Here is a 21328-nt window from a genome sequence, read left to right as displayed (position 1 = left end):
CACAAAATCAGATTATAGTCGCGCGCGCTAACCTCACGCGAGAATATCCATGTTGATTCTGCTCCTCGGCCTTGTTCTTTTTCTCGGTATGCACTCTGTCAACATCGTTGCGCCAAATCAGCGCGAGGCCATTATTGCGCAAAAGGGCGAAGGCGCTTGGCTTTGGCCCTATACCGCCATTGCCGGTGTCGGGTTTGTGCTCATCATTTTTGGCTACGGGATTGCGCGACAGGACCCGGTGATGCTTTACGCACCGCCAACCGGTATGCGGCATCTGGCATTGGCTGTGATGATCCCGGTATTTCCGCTGCTGCTAGCCTCCTATCTGCCGGGGCATATCAAGGCTCGGGTCAAGCATCCCATGTTGATTGCCACGATCTTGTGGGCAATCGCCCACCTTCTGGCCAATGGCACACTGGCCGATGTTGCCCTTTTCGGCGGCTTTCTTGTCTGGGCCATAGCCGATCTGATTTCTCTTGTCCGCCGACCGGAAAAAAACCAGCGCACGTTGCCGCGTACGCCGGTCAATGATATTGTTGCCGTGATTGGCGGGCTGGCGATCTATGCAGCCATTGTGTTCTGGCTGCACCAGATCCTGTTCGGCGTTTCCCCGATCTGATTATTTCTCGATCAAGCTCGGCCAGGAATGGTGAAAATCGCCTTCCTTGTCATAACGCTTGAAGCCATGCGCGCCGAAAAAGTCGCGCTGCCCCTGGGTGAGATTGGTCGTACCATTGGCCTGCCGATAGCCGTCGAAATAGGCCAAGGCCGACGATAGGCAAGGCGTGGGCAGTTCCGCCATCGCGCAGCCCGCTACGACCTCACGCAGCGCGCCATTGCTGTCTTTCATCATCTCGACAAAAGCTGGCTGGGTCAAAAGATTTGCGGCGGTGCCCGATGCAAAGGACTGCGAGATTGTATCGAGGAAACGCGAACGGATGATGCAGCCCGCGCGCCAGATCTTTGCGATCTGATCGAGCGGCAGGTTCCAGCCATTTTCTTCCGAAGCCTTGGCCATAACGGCAAAGCCCTGCGCATAGGCAGCGATCTTGCCAGCAAGAAGCGCTTTTTCCAGCGTCTTGAGATCGAGCTTTGCCTTGCCCTTTGGCGCTGCGCCATAAAGTTTTTCGCCCGCGATGCGCTCGTCTTTCATGGCTGAAATCGAGCGAGCAGCAACCGCCCCTTCGATAGTGGTGGCCGATACGCCGAGATTGAGCGCCTCGATGGCCGACCAGCGGCCTGTGCCCTTCTGCCCGGCCTGATCCACGATAATGTCTAAGAGCGGCTTGCCGCTTTCCTCATCCACTGCGTCGAGTACGTGGGAGCTGATCTCGATGAGATAGGAATCGAGCGGGCCCTTGTTCCATTCGCGGAAGACATCCGCACATTCGGCGGGCGACATACCCAGTCCATCGCGCATCACACCGTAAATTTCGGCGATCATCTGCATGTCGGCATATTCGATGCCATTATGGATCGTCTTGACGAAATGCCCGGCGCCACCGGTCCCCAGATAGGCGCAGCACGATTCCCCGTCGAACTTGGCCGCGATGGCATTGAGAACGTCTTCGGCGTTGTGCCATTCGTCTTCCGAACCGCCAACCATGATGGAGGGGCCATGACGGGCACCCTCTTCGCCGCCTGAAACACCGATACCGAGAAAGCCGATACCCGTGCCGTCAAGTTCGGCGAATCGGCGCACGGTGTCGTGATAATTGGCGTTGCCCGCATCAATGATGACGTCGCCCTTTTCGAGCAGCGGCTTGAGTTGCTCGATAACGGAATCGACCGGCCCGCCTGCCTTTACCATGATGATAACCGAGCGAGGACGCTTGAGCATGGAGACGAATTTGGCGAGATCGGCACTGCCCATGACATTGTCAGACAGGTCTCCGGCGCCGGAAAGGAAGGAATCGACCTTATCCGCAGTGCGATTATAGACGGCGACCTTGTAACCGTTGTCCGCAATGTTGAGCGCAAGGTTTTCGCCCATGACGCCGAGCCCGATAAGCCCGATATCCGCCTGTGACATGATAAATTCTCCCGAAAATACAGTGTTTGCTTTTGTCGGCACCGCGAGACCGCGTATGAAGGACCGTTAAATGGCTTAGGTAAGGGCAATGTTTAGCGGATGCCAGGGCTTTTGTAACCCGCCCAATCAGTTTATGGGTTTACCCTTGAAATCGATTGCAGCAGACAATCGGGCGTTGGGGAGGAGAATGTCGTGAATACGCTTGAGCTATTTTCCCTGAAAGGACGCAAGGCGCTGATCACCGGATCGAGTCGGGGAATCGGCTTTGCGCTGGCCCAAGGCCTGGCGGGTGCCGGTGCTGAAATCATCCTCAACGGCCGCAACCAGATGCGGCTGAGTGAAGCCGCGATGCAACTGCGCGATACCGGCGCAACTGTTCATCAATTGCCCTTCGACGCCGCCGATCCCGTGGACGCCAAACGCGCCATCGACCGATTCGAGCAGGACATCGGTGCTATCGATATTCTCGTCAACAATGCGGGAATGCAGTTTCGGACACCGCTCGAAGACTATCCGCCTGCCAAATTCGATGAATTGATGCGCACCAATGTCAATTCCGTGTTCTATGTCGGACAAGCCGCTGCAAAGCACATGATTGCGCGGGGGCGTGGCAAGATCATCAATATTTGTTCGATCAACTCGGCTCTCGCCCGGCCGACAATTGCGCCCTATACAGCTTCAAAAGGCGCAGTGGCCAATCTCACAAAGGGCATGGCAACCGACTGGGCGAAACATGGGCTCCATATCAACGGGTTGGCCCCCGGCTATTTCAAAACCGAACTCAATGAAGCGCTGGTTTCCAATCCCGAGTTCACACAATGGCTGGAAAAGCGCACGCCCATGGCCCGGTGGGGCGATGTATCCGAACTCGTCGGCGCTGCCGTTTTTCTTGCTTCCGACGCTTCCAGCTTTGTGAACGGACACATTCTCTATGTCGATGGCGCAATCTCAGCCACTCTCTGAAGTTCGCCTCATCATCGTTATGGGCGTATCGGGTTCGGGCAAGTCCACAATCGGTGAGGCTTTGGCCGAAAAGACGGGCGCCGCCTTCATAGATGCCGATCATCTGCACCCCCCGTCCAATGTGGACAAGATGCGTGGCGGCGCGCCGCTCGAGGACGAAGACCGCTGGCCATGGCTCAAGATCGTCGCAGAAAAGATGCGCGAGACTGCCAATGACAATGGCCGGGTCTTTTGCGCCTGCTCGGCCCTCAAGCGGGCCTATCGGGACTTCATTACCGAAAAAGCGGACGAACCGGTCCTGTTCGTGTTGCTCCATGGCGACAAGGCCGTGATCGCCGAACGCCAGGCAAACCGCCCCGGTCACTTCATGCCCGCTGCCCTGCTCGACAGTCAGTTCGCAACCCTGGAAATGTTTGAAGCCGATGAATTGGGCCTGACATTCGATGTGGCAAAATCGATTGATGAACTCGTTGGAGAAATCAGCGCAAGCATAGAGTGACAAACCCATCCGATTTGCCAATTCCACTTTCGCTTCGATCAGACTAAGTTATCGCCATGAGCCTGAATGCAGCCCACACGATTGGCGAAAGATCCCGCTTCAACCCGCAATGGTTGTGGCTGGCTGCCATCGCCTGCGCTGTCATGGTGGCCATCGGCACACTTGGCGGCACCTATTTCACGCGCATCTATTTCAATGAGGCCGAAGCGCGCGGCCAGAATACGCTGCGCCTGGCAGTTGCAGCACTGCGGGGGCAAATGGCGCGCTTCGAACGCCTGCCTCAGCTTCTTGCCGACTATGACGACATCAAGCTGCTGGTTGCCAACCCCGACGATCCTGACCTTGTGGACGAGATGAATCACTATCTCAAGGAAGTCAATGAACTCCTTGAGTCCTCTGACCTTTACGTAATGATGCCCGATGGCAACACGATTGTGGCATCCAATTTCGATACCGACACGTCCTTTGTCGGCGGCAACTTCAGCTACCGCCCCTATTTTTCCAACGCCTTGGCGGGCGGCGAAGGGCGCTTCTTTGCGCTGGGCACCACATCACTCAAGCGCGGCTATTATTTCGGCGCTCCCGTCTGGATCGACGGCGTTGTCGAGGCCGTCGTGGTGCTCAAGGTCGATGTGGACGCGATCGAGGATACATGGCGCGGCGGCGATTACGAAATCATCGTGACCGATCCCGAAGGCATAATCTTCATGACCGGCCAGCCCGATTGGCTGTTCTCAGGCATTTTGCCGCTGACCGAAGAGCGTTTGGCCCGCACGGCGGAAACCCGCCGCTACGCCGATGCGGAATTGCGCGACCTGCCGGTAACGCGCACGCATTTCCAAGACCATCACGAATTGATGGAAGTGGAAATGCAGACTGGCGAAACACGCGAATATCTCATGCTCACCGAACCGATGCCGGAAGCAGACTGGACGGTGAAGGTGCTGCTCGACACCGCCTCCGCGCGTGCGCAGGCTGTCACGACGATCGTTGTATTACTGCTCGTCGTGGGGCTCGCAACAATGGCAGCAGCGATTTATCTGCAGCGCCAGGCACGCTTGCGCGAGCGTATGCAGATGCAGCATGAGGCGCGCGATCAACTGGAGCGCCGCGTCAAAGAGCGTACTGCCGAACTGGCAACGGTGAACAAGCAACTCGAGGCCGAGGTTGCCGAACGCCGTGCCACAGAAGCCGCGTTGCGCCAGACCCAGAACGATCTGGTTCAGGCTGGCAAGCTGGCAGCACTCGGACAGATGTCGGCAGCACTCTCCCATGAGTTCAATCAGCCCTTGGCCGCCGCGCGCAATTACGCGGACAACGCCCTTGTGCTCATCGAACGCGGGCGGGTGCCGGAAGCCAGCAACAATGTCTCGCGCATTACCGCACTGATCGATCGCATGGCCTCGATCTCTCGCCATTTGCGCAATTTCGCCCGTAAGCCGAACCAGAAGCTGGCAATCGTCAACCTCGAAGACGTGGTGAACGACACGCTCGAAATTGTCGACTGGCATATAAGATCATCCCGCGTGGCACTGGAGATTGATCTTGGACCTAAGCCAATCTTCATCCATTGCGGCCCTGTGCGGCTTCAACAGGTGCTGGTCAATATTTTGACCAATGCGGTCGACACCGTTGCCGAACAGGCGGATCGCCGCGTGACGCTTACCGCCAGCAGCGATGGCGACACCGTAACGATTGCGGTGCGCGATCATGGCCCCGGAGTGCCCGCGACTCTCGCCGAGCGCATATTCGATCCGTTCTTCACCACCAAGGGCGTCGGCAAAGGGCTGGGGTTAGGGCTTTCCATTTCCTACAATATCGTCAAGGACTTTGGCGGCGACCTGCACGTCGAAAATCATGCCGAAGGCGGCGCGATCTTCACAATGACGCTCAGAGCGGCAGCGATCCCACAAACCTTTGAAAGCCTTGCTGAGCCTGCCCAATGAGCGCTGGAAAAATCCTGCTTGTCGACGATGAGGAAGATTTGCGCAATTCCACCGCGCAAGCCTTGGACCTTGCCGGTTTTGAGGTGCAGGACTTTGCCAATCCCGAGCGTGTGCTTGAGCTTGCCGGCTTTGGTTTCAAGGGCATCGTCATAACCGATATCCGGATGCCGGGGATCGATGGACTGAGCCTGATGAACCGCATCCATGAACTGGACCGCGACATTCCCGTAATCCTTGTGACCGGCCATGGCGACGTACAACTCGCGGTGCGCGCCATGCGCGAAGGCGCTTATGATTTCATCGAAAAACCTTACGCAGCCTCCCAGCTTGCAGAGATCGCCACGCGTGCCCTCGATTACCGCAAACTGGTACTTGAAAACCGGGTGCTGCGCGCTGCGGCGGGCCAGAGCGATGACATGGAACAACGCCTGCTCGGCCGGTCGAACGCCATGATCGATCTGCGCCGCAAGGTGCGGACTATTGGTCCCACCGACGCCGATGTGCTCATCATCGGGGCCACGGGCTCCGGCAAGGAAGTCACTGCCCGCGCGCTGCACGATCTGAGCCCACGCGCCAGCAAGCCTTTCATTGCTATCAATTGCGCGGCCCTGCCCGCCAATCTTATCGAAAGCGAATTGTTCGGCCATGAAGTTGGCGCCTTTCCCGGCGCAATGCGAGCGCGTTTTGGCAAATTCGAGCTGGCACAAGGCGGCACAATTCTTCTTGATGAAATCGGCTCAATGCCGCTCGACGTGCAGGGCAAACTGCTCCGCGTCATTCAGGAACGCACGATCACCCGGCTTGGAAGCAACGATCCGCTTCAGCTTGATGTGCGTTTCATGGCAACGAGCAAGACCAAACTGGAATCGGAAGTTGCGGTCGGCGCGTTTCGGGCAGACCTGCTCTATCGCCTCAATGTCATTACGCTCGAAATACCGCCACTGTCCGCACGCAGAGAGGATATTCCAATCCTCTTCATGCAATTGCTCACCGAAGCGGCCTCACGCTATCGCCGTGAGCCGGTTGCCGTGCCTCCCCATGTGATTGCCGCTATCGCTGAACGCGAGTGGCCGGGTAATGTGCGTGAGTTGCGCAATGCAGCGGATCGCTACGCACTCGATCTGGGCCTGCCCGGACATGAGAGCGGCTATCAGGCTGCCTCCGGCGAAGCAAAGCGGCTGGCCGACCGCGTGGCGGATTTCGAGCGCAACACGATTGAAAATGCGCTGATGGCCCACGGCGGCAGCCTCAAGCCCGTCTATGAATCGCTGGGCCTGTCGCGCAAGTCGCTTTACGAAAAGATGCAGAAATACGGCATCGACCGACTGAAGTTCGGGGCAGCGGCTGACAATTCGGCGGAATGATGTGTGGAAGTCCACCCGCACACAAGCGCCAATGTTACCGAATCCACCCATCACACACCGGCCATCGTTAAAAAACCTCCCTTTCTCGCTACATCCCGATTGCGCTGGCCCTCTTGGAGGCCTTGAGTGCGCGCCACATCCGGCGCTGCGGAGGAAGATTGCTGCGCCGGGTGGGTGAAGAACCCAAAAGGAAACTCCAGGGAGGAACGCAATGCGTTTTACCACTCTCGCCGCTCTCGCGGCTGCGTCTGCGCTTGTCGCAGCACCCGCTTTCGCTCAGGATCGTGACGGCTGGCCTTCGAGCCTGACCATCGGCACGGCAAGCCAGGGCGGCACCTACTTCATCTACGGCACGGGCCTTGGCGGCTTGATCACCGAGGAACTCGGCGTCAACGCCTCGGGCGAAGTCACCGGCGGCCCCGTTCAGAACGCAACGCTTGTGGAAACCGGCGATCACCAGATCGGACTGGTAACGATGGGCCCTGCCTACGACGCATGGATCGGGGAATCCGAACTGGCTCCGGGTCTTGAGCACGCAAATCTTCGCGCGCTGTTCCCTATGTATCAGACCCCCTTCCAGGCCGTAGCGCTGGCATCCTCCGGGATCGAGTCAGTTGCCGATCTTGATGGCAAGCGCGTATCGGTTGGCCCTGCAGGCGGCACTTCGGCGACATACTGGCCGCGCTTCTTTGAAACCCTCGGCGTATCCCCCGATGTAAGCTATTCTGGCGCCAATGACGCTGTTAGCCAGGTCAAGGACGGCCTGATCGATGTCTTTGCCTTCTCGGCTGGCCTGCCTATTGCAGCCTTCGCCCAGATCGCAGCGGAAAACGACGTCAACATCTTCGCCTTCTCCGAAGAAGAACGCGGCGCGATCCTGCAAGCCCGTCCCGAACTGGCCGCATTCGACGTCCCGGCCGGCACTTATCAGGACGTTATCGAAGTGCAGGCGACCGTTGCACTGTGGAACTTTGCTATTGCCCATGCCGATATGCCTGAAAGCCTCGCTTACGAAATCACCAAGCTGGTGATGGGCAACACCGAACGCATGGTACAAATCCACGGCGCTGCGGCAGAAACCATTCCGGCCAATGCCGACAAGAATACGTTCCTGCCCTACCATCCGGGCGCAGTGCGTTACTTCGATGAAATCGGCATCAACATACCAGAAGAACTGCGCGGCTGATCCTATCATCCTTTGCAGACGGGCCACGCGCCCGTCTGCGCTCCCGCGCAAGCGCATTTTTAAGTTCCAGCCAACGGAACCAGGACAGACGCCAAGTGGCGCCTGATCGCGGAGGAAGTTCTCAATGTCGCAAGATCAGACCACCAAACCGGCCAATGATGCCGGTCCAATGATTGCTCAGAGTACGACGGACGAACCGTTGGCCACCAACCAACGGAGCTTCGGCGGCAAGCTCAACTGGACCGTCGCGGCGCTGTGCATCGCCTACACGGCCTTTCATATCGGGATCATGAACCTGTATCCGCTGGAAACATGGACCTACAGACTGATCCACATCGCAGGCGGATTGTTTATCGGCTTCTTGATCTATTCCGCCCTCAACCTGCCCCCCGAAGGCGAGGAAACGGGCCAACAGCAGTCCGCCAAATCAAGACCGGTAGAACTATTGCTTCTGGCCGTTGCCCTGCTTGGTGTCGGCTGGGGGCTGGCTATGGTCGCCTTTGCGTGGATTACCCACTGGACAACGGGGACTTTCGCTCCGCCTTCTTTTGTTTTCGAGACCTTTGGCCCTGCCCTGATCGTCGGCTCGGCAGCCGCGGTGATCGCGTGCTGGCTCTTCGGCGACCGCCGGGCCGACCGGGTTTACTTCGCCGATTGGCTGCTCGGTTTCGCGGCTGTCGCGATGATTGCATACATCCTGTTCAGCCTCATGCCGGGTGTGGTTCCGCCAATGCGGATGCGCATGGGCACAGCGCTGGCCACTCAAGCCGACTTTTATGCGTCGCTTGTCGGTGTTCTGCTGATCCTTGAACTGACCCGTCGCGTGGCTGGTCTGGCACTGGTCATCATCGCCGGGGTATTCGTCGCCTATTCGTTCCTGGGGCCGTTCCTGCCGGGCTTTCTCAACCACCGGGGCTATTCGCTCGAGCGCTTCTTCACCTACATCTTCACCGATCAGGGCATTCTGGGGGCGCCAATTGCGGTCTCCTCGACCTACATCATCCTGTTCATCACCTTCGCGGCCTTCCTACAGGCAAGCCGGGTCGGCGACTATTTCGTCAATTTTGCCTTCGCTGCTGCGGGACGCGCACGGGGTGGCCCGGCCAAGGTCGCCGTGTTCGCATCCGGGCTGATGGGCATGATAAACGGCACCTCGGCAGGCAATGTGGTCTCCACCGGCTCCCTGACTATCCCACTGATGAAAAAAGTCGGCTATCCCGCCCGCAGTGCCGGTGCGATTGAGGCCACTGCCTCCTCGGGTGGGCAAATCCTGCCTCCGATCATGGGCGCCGGTGCGTTTATCATGGCGGAAGTCACCGGCGTTCCCTATACCGAAATCGTGATTGCCGCGATCATTCCGGCGGTTCTTTATTTCGTGTCGGTCTATTTCATGGTCGATCTTCAGGCCAAGAAATTGGGGATGCAGGGCCTCAAGTCCGAAGAACTGCCCAAGTTCGCCGTGCTGGCCAAACAGATCTATCTGTTCCTGCCCATCATCATCCTGCTCTATTTCCTGTTCGCCGGCTATTCGGTGATCCGTGCAGGCACCTGGGCGATGGCTTCCGCCGCGGTCGTCTCATGGCTGACGCCCTACAAGATGGGCCCTAAAACCATTCTCAAAGCACTCGAACTGGCCGCCAAAATGAGCATCCAGCTCGTGGCTGTGTGTGCGGCGGCAGGGATCATTGTCGGGGTTATTGCCCTGACCGGCGTGGGTGCGCGGTTCTCCACCCTGCTTCTGGGCATTGCCGAGCAGAACCAGATCCTGGCGCTGTTCTTTGCCATGTGTATCTCGATCATCCTCGGGATGGGAATGCCCACCACCGCAGCCTATGCGGTAGCTGCCGCTGTGGTAGCGCCCGGTCTGGTGCAGTTGGGGATTCCGGTTCTGGTTGCGCACTTCTTCGTGTTCTATTACGCGGTGATGTCGGCCATTACCCCGCCGGTGGCGCTGGCCGCCTATGCCGGGGCGGCACTGGCCGGGTCAGATCCCATGCGCACCTCGGTCGAGGCATTCAAGCTGGGACTTGCGGCGTTTATCGTGCCCTTCATGTTCTTTTATTCGCATGCATTGCTGATGCAGGGCGAATGGCATGAAATCCTGCATGTCTTCATCACGGCCCTTATCGGCATTTACCTCTTGTCCTCTGCCGTTCAGGGCTACTTCTTCGGCCAACTGAACAACATTCTGCGCGGCGTGCTGCTGATTTCCGCACTCGCAATGATCCAGGGGGGCTGGCTCTCCGACCTCATAGGCCTGGGCGTTGGCGGCGCAGTCTTTGCCTACCAGAAACGCGGCCTGTCACCGCGAACGCTGGCCAAAGGCGCCGATTAGCCAGATCGAACACGAAAGGGCCGCACGATTGTGTGGCCCTTTTTCTCGGCATGGCCTAGCGATCCTTGCTTTGCAGCTTCGCAATGAAGTCTGAAAGGGTTTTGCCCGGTTCATCCTGAAATGGCGACCCCACCTCGATACGCTCGATCCGGTCGCATCGAAACACCCTGAAATCGGCGCGCATTTCGCACCAGCTTGTGAGCGTCCAAACATGCCCCCAAAATTCCACACCCAAGGGGCGCACGACCCGTTCGGTCCGCTCGCCTTTTGCATCGCAATAGGCGAGCGCGATCCGGCATTTGTCCGCAACGGCCAAGCGCAATTGCGCAAGTGCAGCACGGCCCTTGCGGCTGTCGGCCGTGGCAAAGATACCGATACCCCGCAACGGCTGAACTGTTGCGCGGCGCAGAACAGCCTCGATTTTGATCAGCAGTTCGTCAGCCGCTTGCGCAAGAGCCTCATCGGCATTTGCGCGCACCATCCGAACGCCGAGATTGAGAGCTTCGACCTCCTGCTGTGTCAACGACAGCGGCGGCAGAAAATATTCGTCGCGGAGCAAATATCCCACGCCCCGTTCGCCATCGATGGGCACGCCCTGCGCTTGCAGATCCGCAATGTCGCGATAAACGGTCCGCACGGAAACCTCGAGCGCACGAGCAAGCGCCTCGCCCGTGCGCAGCCGACCGCCCCTGAGCAATTGCAGCAACTCAAAAAGGCGGTCGGCACGACGCATGTTACAGCGCCGCCTGAACGGTCAGGTGCCGCATGGCAAGGCCGTCCATATCGATGGCGGCGAGCCACGGCCCGACGCCTTCGGCCTTTCCAATGGCCTTGGCGGCAGCCTGCGCTGCCTCCATACTCTCCCATTCCACACAGTCGACCCAACCGCCATTGTCGTCTCGCGACAAGCGCCTGGAAACAAAGCCCTCCTGCCCACGACAAAAGGCTTCAACAGCCGCATTGTCGCTGAGAAAGGCGCCGGGGTCTGCACTGGGCTTGAGGCTAAACGACACCAGCTCAATGACCTTGGATTGCATGATTCAACTCTCCTTGTTGGTGATAAACAAGGCTGCAATAGCTTACTACAACTGACACCATTCTGTCAGTTGTGTTTCCTACAAGCGAAATTTCGTGAATTGCCTAAAATGCCATCTATCGCGATCACGCCACTTTCACCTCTGCTGGTCAAAATAAGCAGCAACGGCTGGAGAACACAGAACCTGTGTCTGGTTTTTTGGCTCGATTTGTCGCGGAACCGGAAGGCTGAGCCGAAACAATGCACAAATTGTCCCGCAATGAGCTGGCCATAATGCTCGTCTGGGCATTTCAGGATGAACATGTCGAGACCGCGCATGCACCCCACCCCGATGCCGCCGCGCTCTATTGCAATGTCATGGCATTGCCGATTGCCGAGGCTTCAACGCTGATCTCCCACGCGCGTCGCGGCAATGTTCAACCTTCCGATCCGATTGCCCTCGCCCATTGGACTCGCGGGCTTAATCTGCTTCGCGAGATGCTGGCGCAACCAATGTGCTCACTCTCCCTTCTTGAAGAACCAGGAGAGAAACCGGCAGGCCGGACACGCGCCGCATAGGTTTCTTTGGTGCCTGACCGCAGGTCTGGTCAGTCAGTTGCGCAGTTCAAACCCAAGTAGACGACGAAAAGACGCAACTCCGCTCCTTCTCTCAACAACAAATCGGGGGCCGAAGGCGTCAGCCTGCTTGACGGCGCCACGCTTTGCTCGACAAAAAGTTGTATTCGTTGCACATAATACTCTTCTGAAGCGAAGTATTCATTCGCAGCATATATATTGCCGCAGCCGGGGGGCACATGACGGTATTCTCGATTCGATCGCAGGACTTGGAGGCCGCGCGGCGCGTCGAGGAATTTCAAGCCATAGCCGCCAATATCTGCAAGCTCCACATCACCCCGGCTGATGCTCAGAACTACCGCTCGGAAACAGTGATCGGCCTGCTGCCGGGCATCATCATGGCGGATACCGTGCATTCCGCCTGCACCACAGACCGCACGAACCAGTTGGCGGCGGAAACGGGCGACAACATTTTGCTACATATTCCCGTTTCGGGCGGGTTTTCGATCAGGCAGGACGGCGGGCACGATGTCGAATGCGCGCCAGGTCAGGTCTATGTCGATCCCAATGAGGTTCCAGGTGTGGCCGAGTTCCGCTCCGAGCAGGCGAATGTATTCTATGTCTCTATTCCGCGATCCTTCCTCGCCTCGGCGACAGCCGGGCTGAACACCGCACTGCGCGATGTCACAGCGTTGACGCCGCAATGGCGGCTGTTTCTCAATTATGCGCGCAGCCTGCACGAGGAATTGCCGCACCTTGCGCCCGAGGACGCCATGCAATGCGCGGCCCATGTGCAAGACCTGGCGCTTATGGCGCTCGGCGCCACACGAGAGGCGGCCGAACTGGCGGCGGGCCGCGGCGTTCGCGCGGCGCGATTAAAAGCCGTCAAGGCCGACATCGAACGTCTGTTGACTTCGCCAGACCTCACACCGGATCTGGTTGCGGCTCGCCAAGGCGTCAGCCCGCGCTACCTGCGATCCCTGTTCGAGAGTGACGGTATGTCGTTTCGCGACTATGTGGCCAGTCGCCGTTTGCTCATGGCCTATCGCCAGCTTGCCGATCCGACATACCGGACAATGACGATCTCGCAAATTGCCATGCAGGCAGGCTTTGGCGATCTGTCCTGGTTCAACGCGCGCTTCAAGAGCGCTTTCGGCGCGACGCCTTCGGACGTTCGCGCCCGCGCCTTCACAGGCTGAACGGACCACCGTTCTCCCCGCATCACAGTGCCGTCTGCCCCAAGACGAGCGAGAGGATCTCGGCCTAATTTTATGCGCTTGGCCGCGCTGCTCGCACTGCTGGCGATCTGGAGCATGAAGTACATGTTCCGAGATGAGGGGTTACATGACAAACATTACGACGAAAATCGGTGGGGCTTTGCTCGCCACCCTTATGGGCCTCGGTGGGTTTATTGTTCCGGCTGCGGCGCAGGGCGACGCGCGGTCCTGTCAGGCGCTAGTGCAAACTCTTGCCGAAGAGGGGCGCGTTGCGCTGTCGGGGGTCAATTTCGATTTCAACCGCGCGTCTCTGCGCCCCGATAGTCTCCCCGCGCTGATCGCAGCGCGCGATGCCATCCTAACACTTGGCGGATCCTGGGGGATCGAGGGTCATACCGATAACGTCGGCAGCCATGCCTATAATCAGAGTCTGTCGGAAGCGCGTGCGCTGGCTGTGCGCGACTGGCTGGTTTCCGCAGGGGTTACAGCCAGCCAGCTTACTGCACAAGGCTACAGCTTTGACCGCCCCCTAGCCGATAATGGGACCGATGCGGGACGCGCGCAGAACCGCCGGGTCGAGCTTGTGGGACAGGTCACGCCCGATATGCTGGGCTTTGGCGGACCGGAGGGTGTCGATCCTTGCCCCGATACGCTGACCCCCGGCACGATGGTCACGGCCGAGGGCGCCCCGCAACCGCCGGCCATTGCCGATTGGACAGGCAGCGGCGGACAGGAGTTTCTGCCCTTCTCCTATCTGATGGCAACGGCTCAGGGTGGGAGCGAGGGCTGGGTTGGCGATCGCATCACTATGCCGCCAGGAACACAGCCGCAGACGTGCCAGGCGCTGTGCCTGGCCGAGGGGCAATGCGCCGGTTTCAGCTTCGAGCCCGCAGGCTCCGATTTCGTCGAGACCGCAAGGTGTGTCCTGATCGGCTACGGCACGGAAGTGAACCTACGGCGGGACAATACCTATTACGAGGGCCGGATTTTTGCGGCGTCCGGCCTCAAAACCGACGCGCGCCTGCTGACGCCCGAGAGTGCGGCGGTTGCCGAGCAGATTCTGGCCGATATGGCCGAGATCGCGGCGCTGCGCGCCGCAGTCCGCATCACCGCGCCCGAAAGCCACGCGCCGGAGGCGTGGATGGATATCGCTATCGACGGTGCCGTGCGCGGCGATGCCTATCCGACCTTTTTAGAGATTACCGAACTTGACGATTACGCTTTCGACTGGCGAAAATCGCAATCCCACCTGTACGTGTCTGACATGACCGACGGGCGCAGCGGGCAGATCTGGGTCCCGGAACCGGGCGACTATGTGCTGCGCTATGTGATCGATCACCCGACAGCAGGCCGGCACAGCATTGTCGAGATGCCTTTTGGTGTAAGCGCGGGCATGCTCGTGTCGCAAGGAGCGCAACCGCAGTCAATGGCGAGCGCACGAGCCAGCCTGTCCTTTTCCATGGTGGTTGCGCCGGGCGAGCTCTTTTCCGTCGCCTTCACCGGGCCGCTGCTGTCGGGCGACTGGATCGACATGATCACACCCGGCAACGACGCCGACATGTCGGGCGGCTGGGGCTGGGCCTGGGCCACGGGCGATGCGGTGGATTTGACCGCGCCAGCGGAAACGGGGGAATATGTTCTGCGATATGTCGCGGAAGATCCCGTACGCGGACGGGTCGTTCTGGCAACGGAGCCGCTGGTCGTTCGCGCACCGGCCGCGGCAAGCGTTGAGACCTCTGACATCGTACATCGGTGCGAGGGGAGCGGCTTTGAACCATGCACGATCCGGGACACTACAAGCGATCTGGTCTTCAACCTGATGCCGGGTTACGGCACGATCGCCGCCTTGCACTATCGCACTGCGGGCGGGGTCGTGGCGGAGCGGCCAAGTTTCAATCTCGTACGCCTGAGCGATAGCGTTATCGTCGCCAGCGTCAATCCGCGTCAGGCAATCGATACGCTCTGCCTGCCTGCCGGAACCGATACCGTCTGCGTATTCGAGGCAGATGCCGAGACCGACCAACTGGCCAGTTTCGCGCTGGTCGGGTCGCTCGGCACACTCGCCGCCGCGGTCGAGACCGAGGGCATGGGCGAGGATGGCGATCTGGCCGAGCCCGGCATGCTTCAGGGTGTCTGGGTGATGCGCGTTTTTGCGCCGGGAACGCCGGACAATGACCGCAGCATCGCCGTGGTCGAGTTGATCCAGGATGCAGATGATCCACGCGCCGACGGCAATTTCCATCTTTCGCCCGATTTTGCTCCAATGGCCTCGGCATCCGGGAACGCGGCAGCGAACCTCGCCGGCGATCGGGTCAATCTCGTCCTCGATTCGGGCGATGGCCGGACACTGGTTTACGGCGCCGAATCCTATGGCGGCGATGCCTATAAGGGCGTTCTGCATCTTAGCGGACAGCCTGGCGCAGGATCCGGCGAAGCCATCTTGAGCCGCGTCGCCGGGCCGGGCGAAGATTGGCAGGGCGAACCCTGGATGCATGGCGAGCCCGATGGCATGGAGGCAGCGATGCAGATGAGCCGCCAGGTGATGGGTGAATTGCTGGGCAATGCCGCGCCCGAAGATCGCGCGATGATCGAGGCATTAGGGCAAATCATGGGCGTGGGTGCCAACGCTGGACGATCAGGTGCGCAATCGGGTGCTCCCTCATCGGCCCAGATGCAGGTGCTGGGCGGCGTTCCACTTGGAGATCTCAGCGCGGATGAAGCCCTGATCCTGTTCCTGCCCCATCTGGAGACCCGTCCATGATCCGTTTGCTCCTTCTTTCCGGCCTAACCTTTCTCACGGTGGCATCGGCATCCGCGCAGAACCTCACGGGCCAGATCACTGCCGTTTGCGCCCCCGGCCAGGGCTGCGAATGCTACGATGGCCAGGCTCCGGAAGACATTGCCTGGGTCGAGGGTTTTACCGATGGCGACGGCACGGTGAGTATTCCCGATGGATGGGCTGGCGATGTCCGGGCGCAGACGGTCGTGATCGATCGGGGGACCGGCCAAGTCTATCGCTCCGGTGAGCCGCGCGCCGGTATCAATGCCGCCTATGGCGGCCGGGGCGAGTGTGAACCGGCCCCGCGCCCCGTCGAGGAGATTGTGCCTCTCGATGGCACATGGCAGTGGCGAACGCTCGGCGAGACAGCCGCAGGATGTCCCGCGATGATGACGCAAATGCTGGCGGCGAACCGGATCGAAACGCTCAGTACCCCGGTCGCCTGGCAAGGACGGTTCCATCCCGGACGACTTGCCGAAAAGCTGCCGCAACCCGAGATCGGAGCCATGTCGGTCTATCAATGGCGTCAACTCGGTCCCAATCGCTGGCTATCGGACAATATCCGCGATCGCAGTTGCGAAGATGGCACGTGCGTGGATGTTTCGCTGGCGCTGTCGATGAACCTTGCCACGCAGGACCGGGCGACCGGCCTACTTGCGCTGCGCAGCCGTGTCGAGGCGCCCGATGGCACCGCGGCGGTTCTTGCCGGCTATGGCATGCTCGATTGCCGCGTAAGGATCCGATACGAAATCCGGCGCGTGGGCCCTTGACGGGCTGGCACCCGGTAACTGCGTCGACATGCTGAATGTAGAAGTCCGCAACCTTCAATGCAGGCTCGGCCTATCTCGTGATAGCTGAACACCGACGGTTTCGTTGGGGGGATACAAGTAACGACCGGCTAAGCGGCGTGTGGATTACGCCAAAGCTGGCCCGCCACAGTGCTTGGGGTTCGGCTGACCCTCCATGAGATGGCGCGGTATATTCCTTCCGGCACCATGCAACTTGAATCGCCCGGAGAGAAACCGGCAAGCCAGACGCTCGCCGCATAGCTCGCTTTAGCCTCCAACTCACCCGCAGTCAAAAAAATACCATTGTGGTGGAACCCACCACATTTGGGTTCAAGAACACAGAATCGTCAATAAATCTCCCCTCCAATACCTTTTGAGGGGCCTGCCTTCGCCACAGCCGCCCCTCACGCTCTGTTCACGGCTTTGCGATGAGCCAAGCCTGGAACGATGCTGGCCTATTGCCAGCGTCCACTGAGTGAACAGAAATGGAGTTACTCCCGTGAAAAAGACAATACTTTCCGTCGCGACTCTCGTGGGTCTTGGCTTTGCTGGCAGCGCGATGGCTCAAGCAGTCGATTTCAACGCGCTCGACACCAATATGGACGGCCAGATCAGCTTTGAGGAGCTTCAGGTCGTCTTGCCTGAAATCACACAGGAAGATTTCGACCTGCTGGATCAGGATGGCAGCGGCGGCCTGTCCGAACAGGAATTCAACATTCTGTTCCAGCCGCCAACCGAGCCCGCCCCGGCACCGGCAGAACCTGCACCCGCTGATCCGATGACGGAGGCGCCGGTCGATCCGCTGCTCGATGAGCCGGCTGATCCATTGATGTGACCGGCTTCATCTCCCAAGCAAAACGGCTACCGCGCTCATCCTCCCTGGCGCGGTAGCCATTCTTTTATCAACTGGTGCGGGCGGCGGGACTCGAACCCGCACGAGGATACCCGGTTGTGTATGTGTAAGTCAAAGGTACTCATTGCCAACCTACTGATATAACAGGGAACATTTGTTACAATGCTCTAAAACCAGATCCGTTCTTGATCAAAAACAACCGTCTGGATGCCCGCGTCGGGCTAAAGCTACCGCATTTTTCCGAAAGATCGGTGCTGCGTGCCTGCGGCAATGACAGCAACACGCGGCGCCAGTTGCCCAACGAAAGGCTGCATCCCGTCGCATACCGCCATGTTGTAGCCATCGCGCTCGGCATGAGGGAAGATCGCCGTCGAAAGAAAGCCGATCCGTGAATCCTCTTCGGTCGAAGCGCCAACAATCGGGACAACATCGGAATCCCCACGTGCGATGGTCGGGTTATTGCCGGCAAAGCGCTTAACCCACTCGGCTGTGGCACTGGCTTCTTCGGTTTCAAGCGGCGCGCCGAAATACGCCTCATGGGCCTGCGCCATCTGCTCGTCGCTGTTGGTTTCCATTTGATTGAACCAGAACATGGTTTCGTTACGCAACTGCGGATCGGGGAAAGCAACCTTACCCGCCCATTCCGGTTCGGTAAGCGCCCACATGTTATCGACCGGGCAGCCGTCAGGATGCACGTCCGAATTATAGGCCCAGAGCCAGGGGTTATGGCTGGTCAGAGCCGGACTCTGATGTCCTGGTGTTACAACGTCGGCGAAATCGGGCGGGAACCAGCTCACCACGATTCCTTGCGGCAGTTGGTTACCCTCTTGCCCAGACCGTCTATGGCGGTCTAGAGAATGCGTTGCCCCGCCCCGCACATCCAAAACGGCATCGGCTGGCAGACAACGATATGCTGCGTAGAGCGCACCAGCGCAATTCAATCCAAGGAAACTATCGATGAAATCGCTCAAAGGCAGTGACTTTGCCGAACGCCAGAAATCCTCGCTTGAAGCAAAACAAGCGATGCTGGAAAAATTCAAGGCTCGCCCGAAGTTTGATGACCCCCAGAGGGTGGCAGAGCGCGCGGAGCGCGCAGCGAGGGCAACTCAGAAAGCTGAACGCATTCAGGCTGAGAAAGCCGCTAAGGACGAAGCCGCACAGATCCAAGCAGCCAACGAGCGACTGCAGGCTTCAACCGATGAAGAAAAGAAAGCCGAACGAGACCGTCGTTATGCTGCGCGCAAAGCCCGGAAGAAGTAGGGTTGATGCGTGTGCGGTAGTCGAGCGTGGCGCGTCGTCTGGAAGATGTCGATCAAACCAAGAAGGCCCCGCGAAGCCGAGCCTTTGATAATAGCGCAAAGCACCGATATAACGAGAACACAGAGTAATTTAGTCCCCTGCACAAGGGGGCCAATGCGGGCATCACTTGGTTCTCGGTACGGAGCGATGGGTGGGTCGCCGTGCCTTCTTTTCAGCCATCGCCTTCTTGGTGATAAGACCGACCTATGTCGTGTGCGCCCGCCTCATCTCCTCCCGAAGAGCGAGCTCTTCGGCAGTATAAGGCACTTCTACCCGCATCGCGTGATCTTCCGGTCGCGCCTTACTTTATTTCGGCCTGACGATCGTCGATCCGCTTAAATAGGCGCCGCGCTCTCGAAGGCTAACAGCCCGGCTGCTATCATCCCAGAAATGGGTACGTGTTTTGTCAGATGGATCGAGCTTAAAGAATATGGCTAGCCCATCAACGGCAGCCATCAGGTCGGCCTCGGCTCTGCGACGTGCCGTTCCGCTATCACCTTGGCCGAGATGCCCAATGGGTTGCTGTGCCAATCGACGATCCGGTTCAGGCGGCGGATGCTGCGCTCAGGCGACATCAAGCAATCCACTTCGATGCCCAGTCTTTGGCAGCAAAGCTGCAACTGTACTGGCGCTTGCTCATTGATGAGCTGCGCGATCCACGCACTCATGTCGAACATTTGCATTTTTAATTTACCATATGTAGCATCTGTTGTGCTGGAGGCGAAGGAGGAACGAACGGTGATTCTAGCGTGTGGGGACGCCCTGATCGATCTGGTTGCCCGCCAAGAAAGAGGGCGCTCTGTCTTCGAGTCGTTTCCCGGTGGATCTGTTCTCAATTTCGCCATAGCGCTTGGCCGCCTGGGCAATGAAGTCGCTTTTGTCGGCGGTATCTCGTCCGATATGTTCGGCGATGCAATAATCGCTCACTTGCACGCCTCAAACGTCCAGACAGATTATGCAGATCGCCTCGACTTTGGCTCCACGCTTGCCTTTGCCAAACTAACCGACGGACGTTCTGAATACGCGTTTTTTGACGAGCAAAGTGCGATGCGGCGATGGCGGATGTGCAAGGAGCGCTTCGACGGTATCATTCCGACAGCGGTCCACATCGGTTCGATTGCGTTAATCGATCCTATTGGCTTTGAACAATGTTCGCTGCTTGCCAAAGCCTATTGTGCCCAGGCCGTCGTTTCCCTTGACCCCAATTGCAGACCATCGCTTGTTAGGGACGCGAACGCCTTGACGTGCTCCCCGACTTTGGACCACCCGGATTGGGAATTTCCGGGGATAAACGATCAGGGTGGGCCGGCTGCCCCTGATGCGTTCATAAGCGATATCGGGGGTTTGTTCCCGATTGCGCTGTGCGGGCGGACTTCGTTGTAGTCTCTACGCCAATCCTCCATTTTCGAGCGGGCGTCGTCAAGGCTCATGAACCAGTGAGCGTTCAGGCATTCGGCTCGGAACTTGCCATTGAACGACTCGATAAAGGCGTTGTCGGTTGGCTTTCCAGGGCGGGAGAAGTCGAGCACGACGTCCTTCTGATACGCCCAGAGATCAAGGTCGCGGGAGATGAACTCCGAGCCTTGGTCGACCCGGATCGTCCTCGGATATCCTATTTCCCTGCAGACCTTTTCGAGTGTCATAACCACATCCTCGCCCCTGTAGCTGAACCGAGGGTCCACGGCTGGTGCGTAGCGTGAGAAGGTGTCCACGATAGTCAGGATACGGATCTTGCGGCCGGTGGCCAACTGGTCATGCACAAAGTCCATGGCCCACACTTGATTGGTGCTCGTGGCAGCCATCCGGTCATCACGCAGCTTTGCCCTAACCCGCCGCTTGGGCGTCTTGTTGCGCAGCTGAAGCCCCATCTCTTTGTAAAGCCTGTAGATTCTCTTCGGGTTCACATCCCAGCCCTCCCGGCGCAACAGGATGTGAACCCGACGATAGCCATAGCGGACACGGGTCTCGCAAATCTCCTTGATCCGTAGCTGCAGATCAGCCTGCTCGCCGCGCCTGGACTTGTAGTGGTAGAGCGACCTGTCGACTCTCAAGGCATCACAGGTCTTTCGGATCGAGACCTTCCAGGTCGCTCTGATCTCATCGACAAGCGAGCGCTTGCGAGCAGGCGTCAGAGCTTTTTTGACAGCACATCCTGAAGCATGGCCTTGTCCAGGCTCAGATCGGCGACGATCCGCTTGAGCTTGCCGTTCTCTTCCTCGAGCTGACGCAGCCGTTTCATCTCCGATGGCATCAGCCCCGCATACCGCTTGCGCCAGTTGTAAAACGTGGCTTCCGAAATGCCTGCCTTGCGACAGACTTCCCCGACCGCCGTGCCATCCTCGGCCTGCTTGAGCACGAAGGCGATTTGGGCCTCGGTAAACTTGGACTTCTTCATGAGCATTCTCCATCTCCCGACCACGGGATCATAATTGGAAAATTCCAGTTCAGAATGGTCCAAATTCACGGCAGCAGGTCA

The 21328-nt window shown here is 58.9% G+C and carries 20 protein-coding genes; 14 read left to right on the top strand and 6 right to left on the bottom strand.

Going from position 1 to position 21328, the window contains the following annotated elements:
* Positions 1 to 49: 49 nt before the first annotated feature.
* Complete coding sequence (locus EO133_RS05005) at positions 50 to 619, top strand: NnrU family protein (RefSeq protein WP_127071573.1); 570 nt, start codon at positions 50 to 52, stop codon at positions 617 to 619.
* Here EO133_RS05005 and gndA read toward each other — a convergent pair whose 3' ends face one another.
* On the bottom strand, positions 620 to 2032 hold the full coding sequence (gndA, locus tag EO133_RS05000) for an NADP-dependent phosphogluconate dehydrogenase (RefSeq protein ID WP_127071572.1): 1413 nt from the start codon (positions 2030 to 2032) through the stop codon (positions 620 to 622).
* 192 nt (positions 2033 to 2224) lie between these two features.
* Here gndA and EO133_RS04995 point away from each other — a divergent pair, with 192 nt between their 5' ends.
* The 6 genes from EO133_RS04995 to EO133_RS04970 all read left to right on the top strand — a co-directional run bounded on the left by EO133_RS04995 (position 2225) and on the right by EO133_RS04970 (position 10325).
* Positions 2225 to 2995 (top strand): SDR family oxidoreductase, encoded by a 771-nt coding sequence (locus tag EO133_RS04995; protein WP_127071571.1) that lies wholly within the window; start codon positions 2225 to 2227, stop codon positions 2993 to 2995.
* A complete protein-coding gene (locus tag EO133_RS04990) occupies positions 2970 to 3494 on the top strand; it encodes a gluconokinase (RefSeq protein ID WP_206513461.1) in 525 nt (174 codons plus the stop codon). Before EO133_RS04995 ends, EO133_RS04990 begins: the two co-directional genes overlap by 26 nt.
* 56 nt (positions 3495 to 3550) lie before the next feature.
* Positions 3551 to 5440, top strand: coding sequence for a sensor histidine kinase (locus EO133_RS04985; protein ID WP_127071570.1), 1890 nt, complete (start codon positions 3551 to 3553; stop codon positions 5438 to 5440).
* Positions 5437 to 6804: a sigma-54-dependent transcriptional regulator gene (locus EO133_RS04980; RefSeq protein WP_127071569.1), complete on the top strand. Its 1368-nt coding sequence runs from the start codon at positions 5437 to 5439 to the stop codon at positions 6802 to 6804. The genes EO133_RS04985 and EO133_RS04980 overlap by 4 nt, the downstream gene beginning before the upstream one ends.
* Positions 6805 to 7015: 211 nt before the next feature.
* Complete coding sequence (locus EO133_RS04975) at positions 7016 to 7990, top strand: TAXI family TRAP transporter solute-binding subunit (protein ID WP_127071568.1); 975 nt, start codon at positions 7016 to 7018, stop codon at positions 7988 to 7990.
* Between the two features lie 124 nt (positions 7991 to 8114).
* Entirely contained in the window at positions 8115 to 10325 is a 2211-nt protein-coding gene (locus tag EO133_RS04970; protein WP_127071567.1) for a TRAP transporter permease, read from the top strand.
* Positions 10326 to 10380: 55 nt separating this feature from the next.
* Here the strand turns inward: EO133_RS04970 and EO133_RS04965 are convergent, their stop codons facing one another.
* Together EO133_RS04965 and EO133_RS04960 are read right to left on the bottom strand one after the other, a co-directional pair.
* A complete protein-coding gene (locus EO133_RS04965; RefSeq protein ID WP_127071566.1) occupies positions 10381 to 11058 on the bottom strand; it encodes a helix-turn-helix transcriptional regulator in 678 nt (225 codons plus the stop codon).
* A 1-nt stretch (position 11059) separates the two neighbouring features.
* The gene (locus tag EO133_RS04960) at positions 11060 to 11362 is read right to left on the bottom strand and encodes a hypothetical protein (protein WP_127071565.1); all 303 of its coding nucleotides are present in this window, start codon (positions 11360 to 11362) and stop codon (positions 11060 to 11062) included.
* A 239-nt stretch (positions 11363 to 11601) separates the two neighbouring features.
* Here EO133_RS04960 and EO133_RS04955 point away from each other — a divergent pair, with 239 nt between their 5' ends.
* From EO133_RS04955 to EO133_RS04935, 5 genes are all read left to right on the top strand, one after another.
* Entirely contained in the window at positions 11602 to 11919 is a 318-nt protein-coding gene (locus EO133_RS04955) for a hypothetical protein (RefSeq protein WP_127071564.1), read from the top strand.
* 236 nt (positions 11920 to 12155) lie between these two features.
* Positions 12156 to 13115: an AraC family transcriptional regulator gene (locus EO133_RS04950; protein WP_127071563.1), complete on the top strand. Its 960-nt coding sequence runs from the start codon at positions 12156 to 12158 to the stop codon at positions 13113 to 13115.
* A 145-nt stretch (positions 13116 to 13260) separates the two neighbouring features.
* The gene (locus EO133_RS04945) at positions 13261 to 15894 is read left to right on the top strand and encodes an OmpA family protein (RefSeq protein WP_206513460.1); all 2634 of its coding nucleotides are present in this window, start codon (positions 13261 to 13263) and stop codon (positions 15892 to 15894) included.
* Positions 15891 to 16682 (top strand): hypothetical protein, encoded by a 792-nt coding sequence (locus EO133_RS04940; RefSeq protein ID WP_127071561.1) that lies wholly within the window; start codon positions 15891 to 15893, stop codon positions 16680 to 16682. Before EO133_RS04945 ends, EO133_RS04940 begins: the two co-directional genes overlap by 4 nt.
* A gap of 517 nt (positions 16683 to 17199) precedes the next feature.
* Positions 17200 to 17535 carry an EF-hand domain-containing protein gene (locus EO133_RS04935; protein ID WP_127071560.1) on the top strand — a complete coding sequence of 112 codons (336 nt, stop codon included), beginning with the start codon at positions 17200 to 17202 and terminating at the stop codon, positions 17533 to 17535.
* Between the two features lie 245 nt (positions 17536 to 17780).
* On the opposite strand, the gene EO133_RS04930 is transcribed toward EO133_RS04935, so the two are convergent.
* The gene (locus tag EO133_RS04930) at positions 17781 to 18350 is read right to left on the bottom strand and encodes a hypothetical protein (RefSeq protein ID WP_127071559.1); all 570 of its coding nucleotides are present in this window, start codon (positions 18348 to 18350) and stop codon (positions 17781 to 17783) included.
* 160 nt (positions 18351 to 18510) lie between these two features.
* Between EO133_RS04930 and EO133_RS04925 the strand changes: the two genes are divergently transcribed.
* Positions 18511 to 18813 carry a DUF6481 family protein gene (locus EO133_RS04925; protein WP_127071558.1) on the top strand — a complete coding sequence of 101 codons (303 nt, stop codon included), beginning with the start codon at positions 18511 to 18513 and terminating at the stop codon, positions 18811 to 18813.
* A 494-nt stretch (positions 18814 to 19307) separates the two neighbouring features.
* On the opposite strand, the gene EO133_RS20495 is transcribed toward EO133_RS04925, so the two are convergent.
* A complete protein-coding gene (locus EO133_RS20495; protein ID WP_248297986.1) occupies positions 19308 to 19535 on the bottom strand; it encodes a hypothetical protein in 228 nt (75 codons plus the stop codon).
* Between EO133_RS20495 and EO133_RS20810 the strand changes: the two genes are divergently transcribed.
* Positions 19444 to 20235 carry a PfkB family carbohydrate kinase gene (locus tag EO133_RS20810; RefSeq protein WP_428372640.1) on the top strand — a complete coding sequence of 264 codons (792 nt, stop codon included), beginning with the start codon at positions 19444 to 19446 and terminating at the stop codon, positions 20233 to 20235. The genes EO133_RS20495 and EO133_RS20810 overlap by 92 nt on opposite strands.
* On the opposite strand, the gene EO133_RS04915 is transcribed toward EO133_RS20810, so the two are convergent.
* A protein-coding gene (locus EO133_RS04915; protein ID WP_371870951.1) for an IS3 family transposase occupies positions 20148 to 21247 on the bottom strand; the annotation gives its coding sequence in 2 pieces (ribosomal slippage) (positions 20148 to 20986 and positions 20986 to 21247; 1101 coding nt in all). The two genes, EO133_RS20810 and EO133_RS04915, sit on opposite strands and share 88 nt — an antisense overlap.
* Positions 21248 to 21328: the final 81 nt, after the last annotated feature.

The organism is Pelagibacterium lentulum (assembly GCF_003992625.1).
Taxonomy (GTDB): domain Bacteria; phylum Pseudomonadota; class Alphaproteobacteria; order Rhizobiales; family Devosiaceae; genus Pelagibacterium; species Pelagibacterium lentulum.
This window is presented reverse-complemented; position numbering and strand designations above follow the sequence as displayed.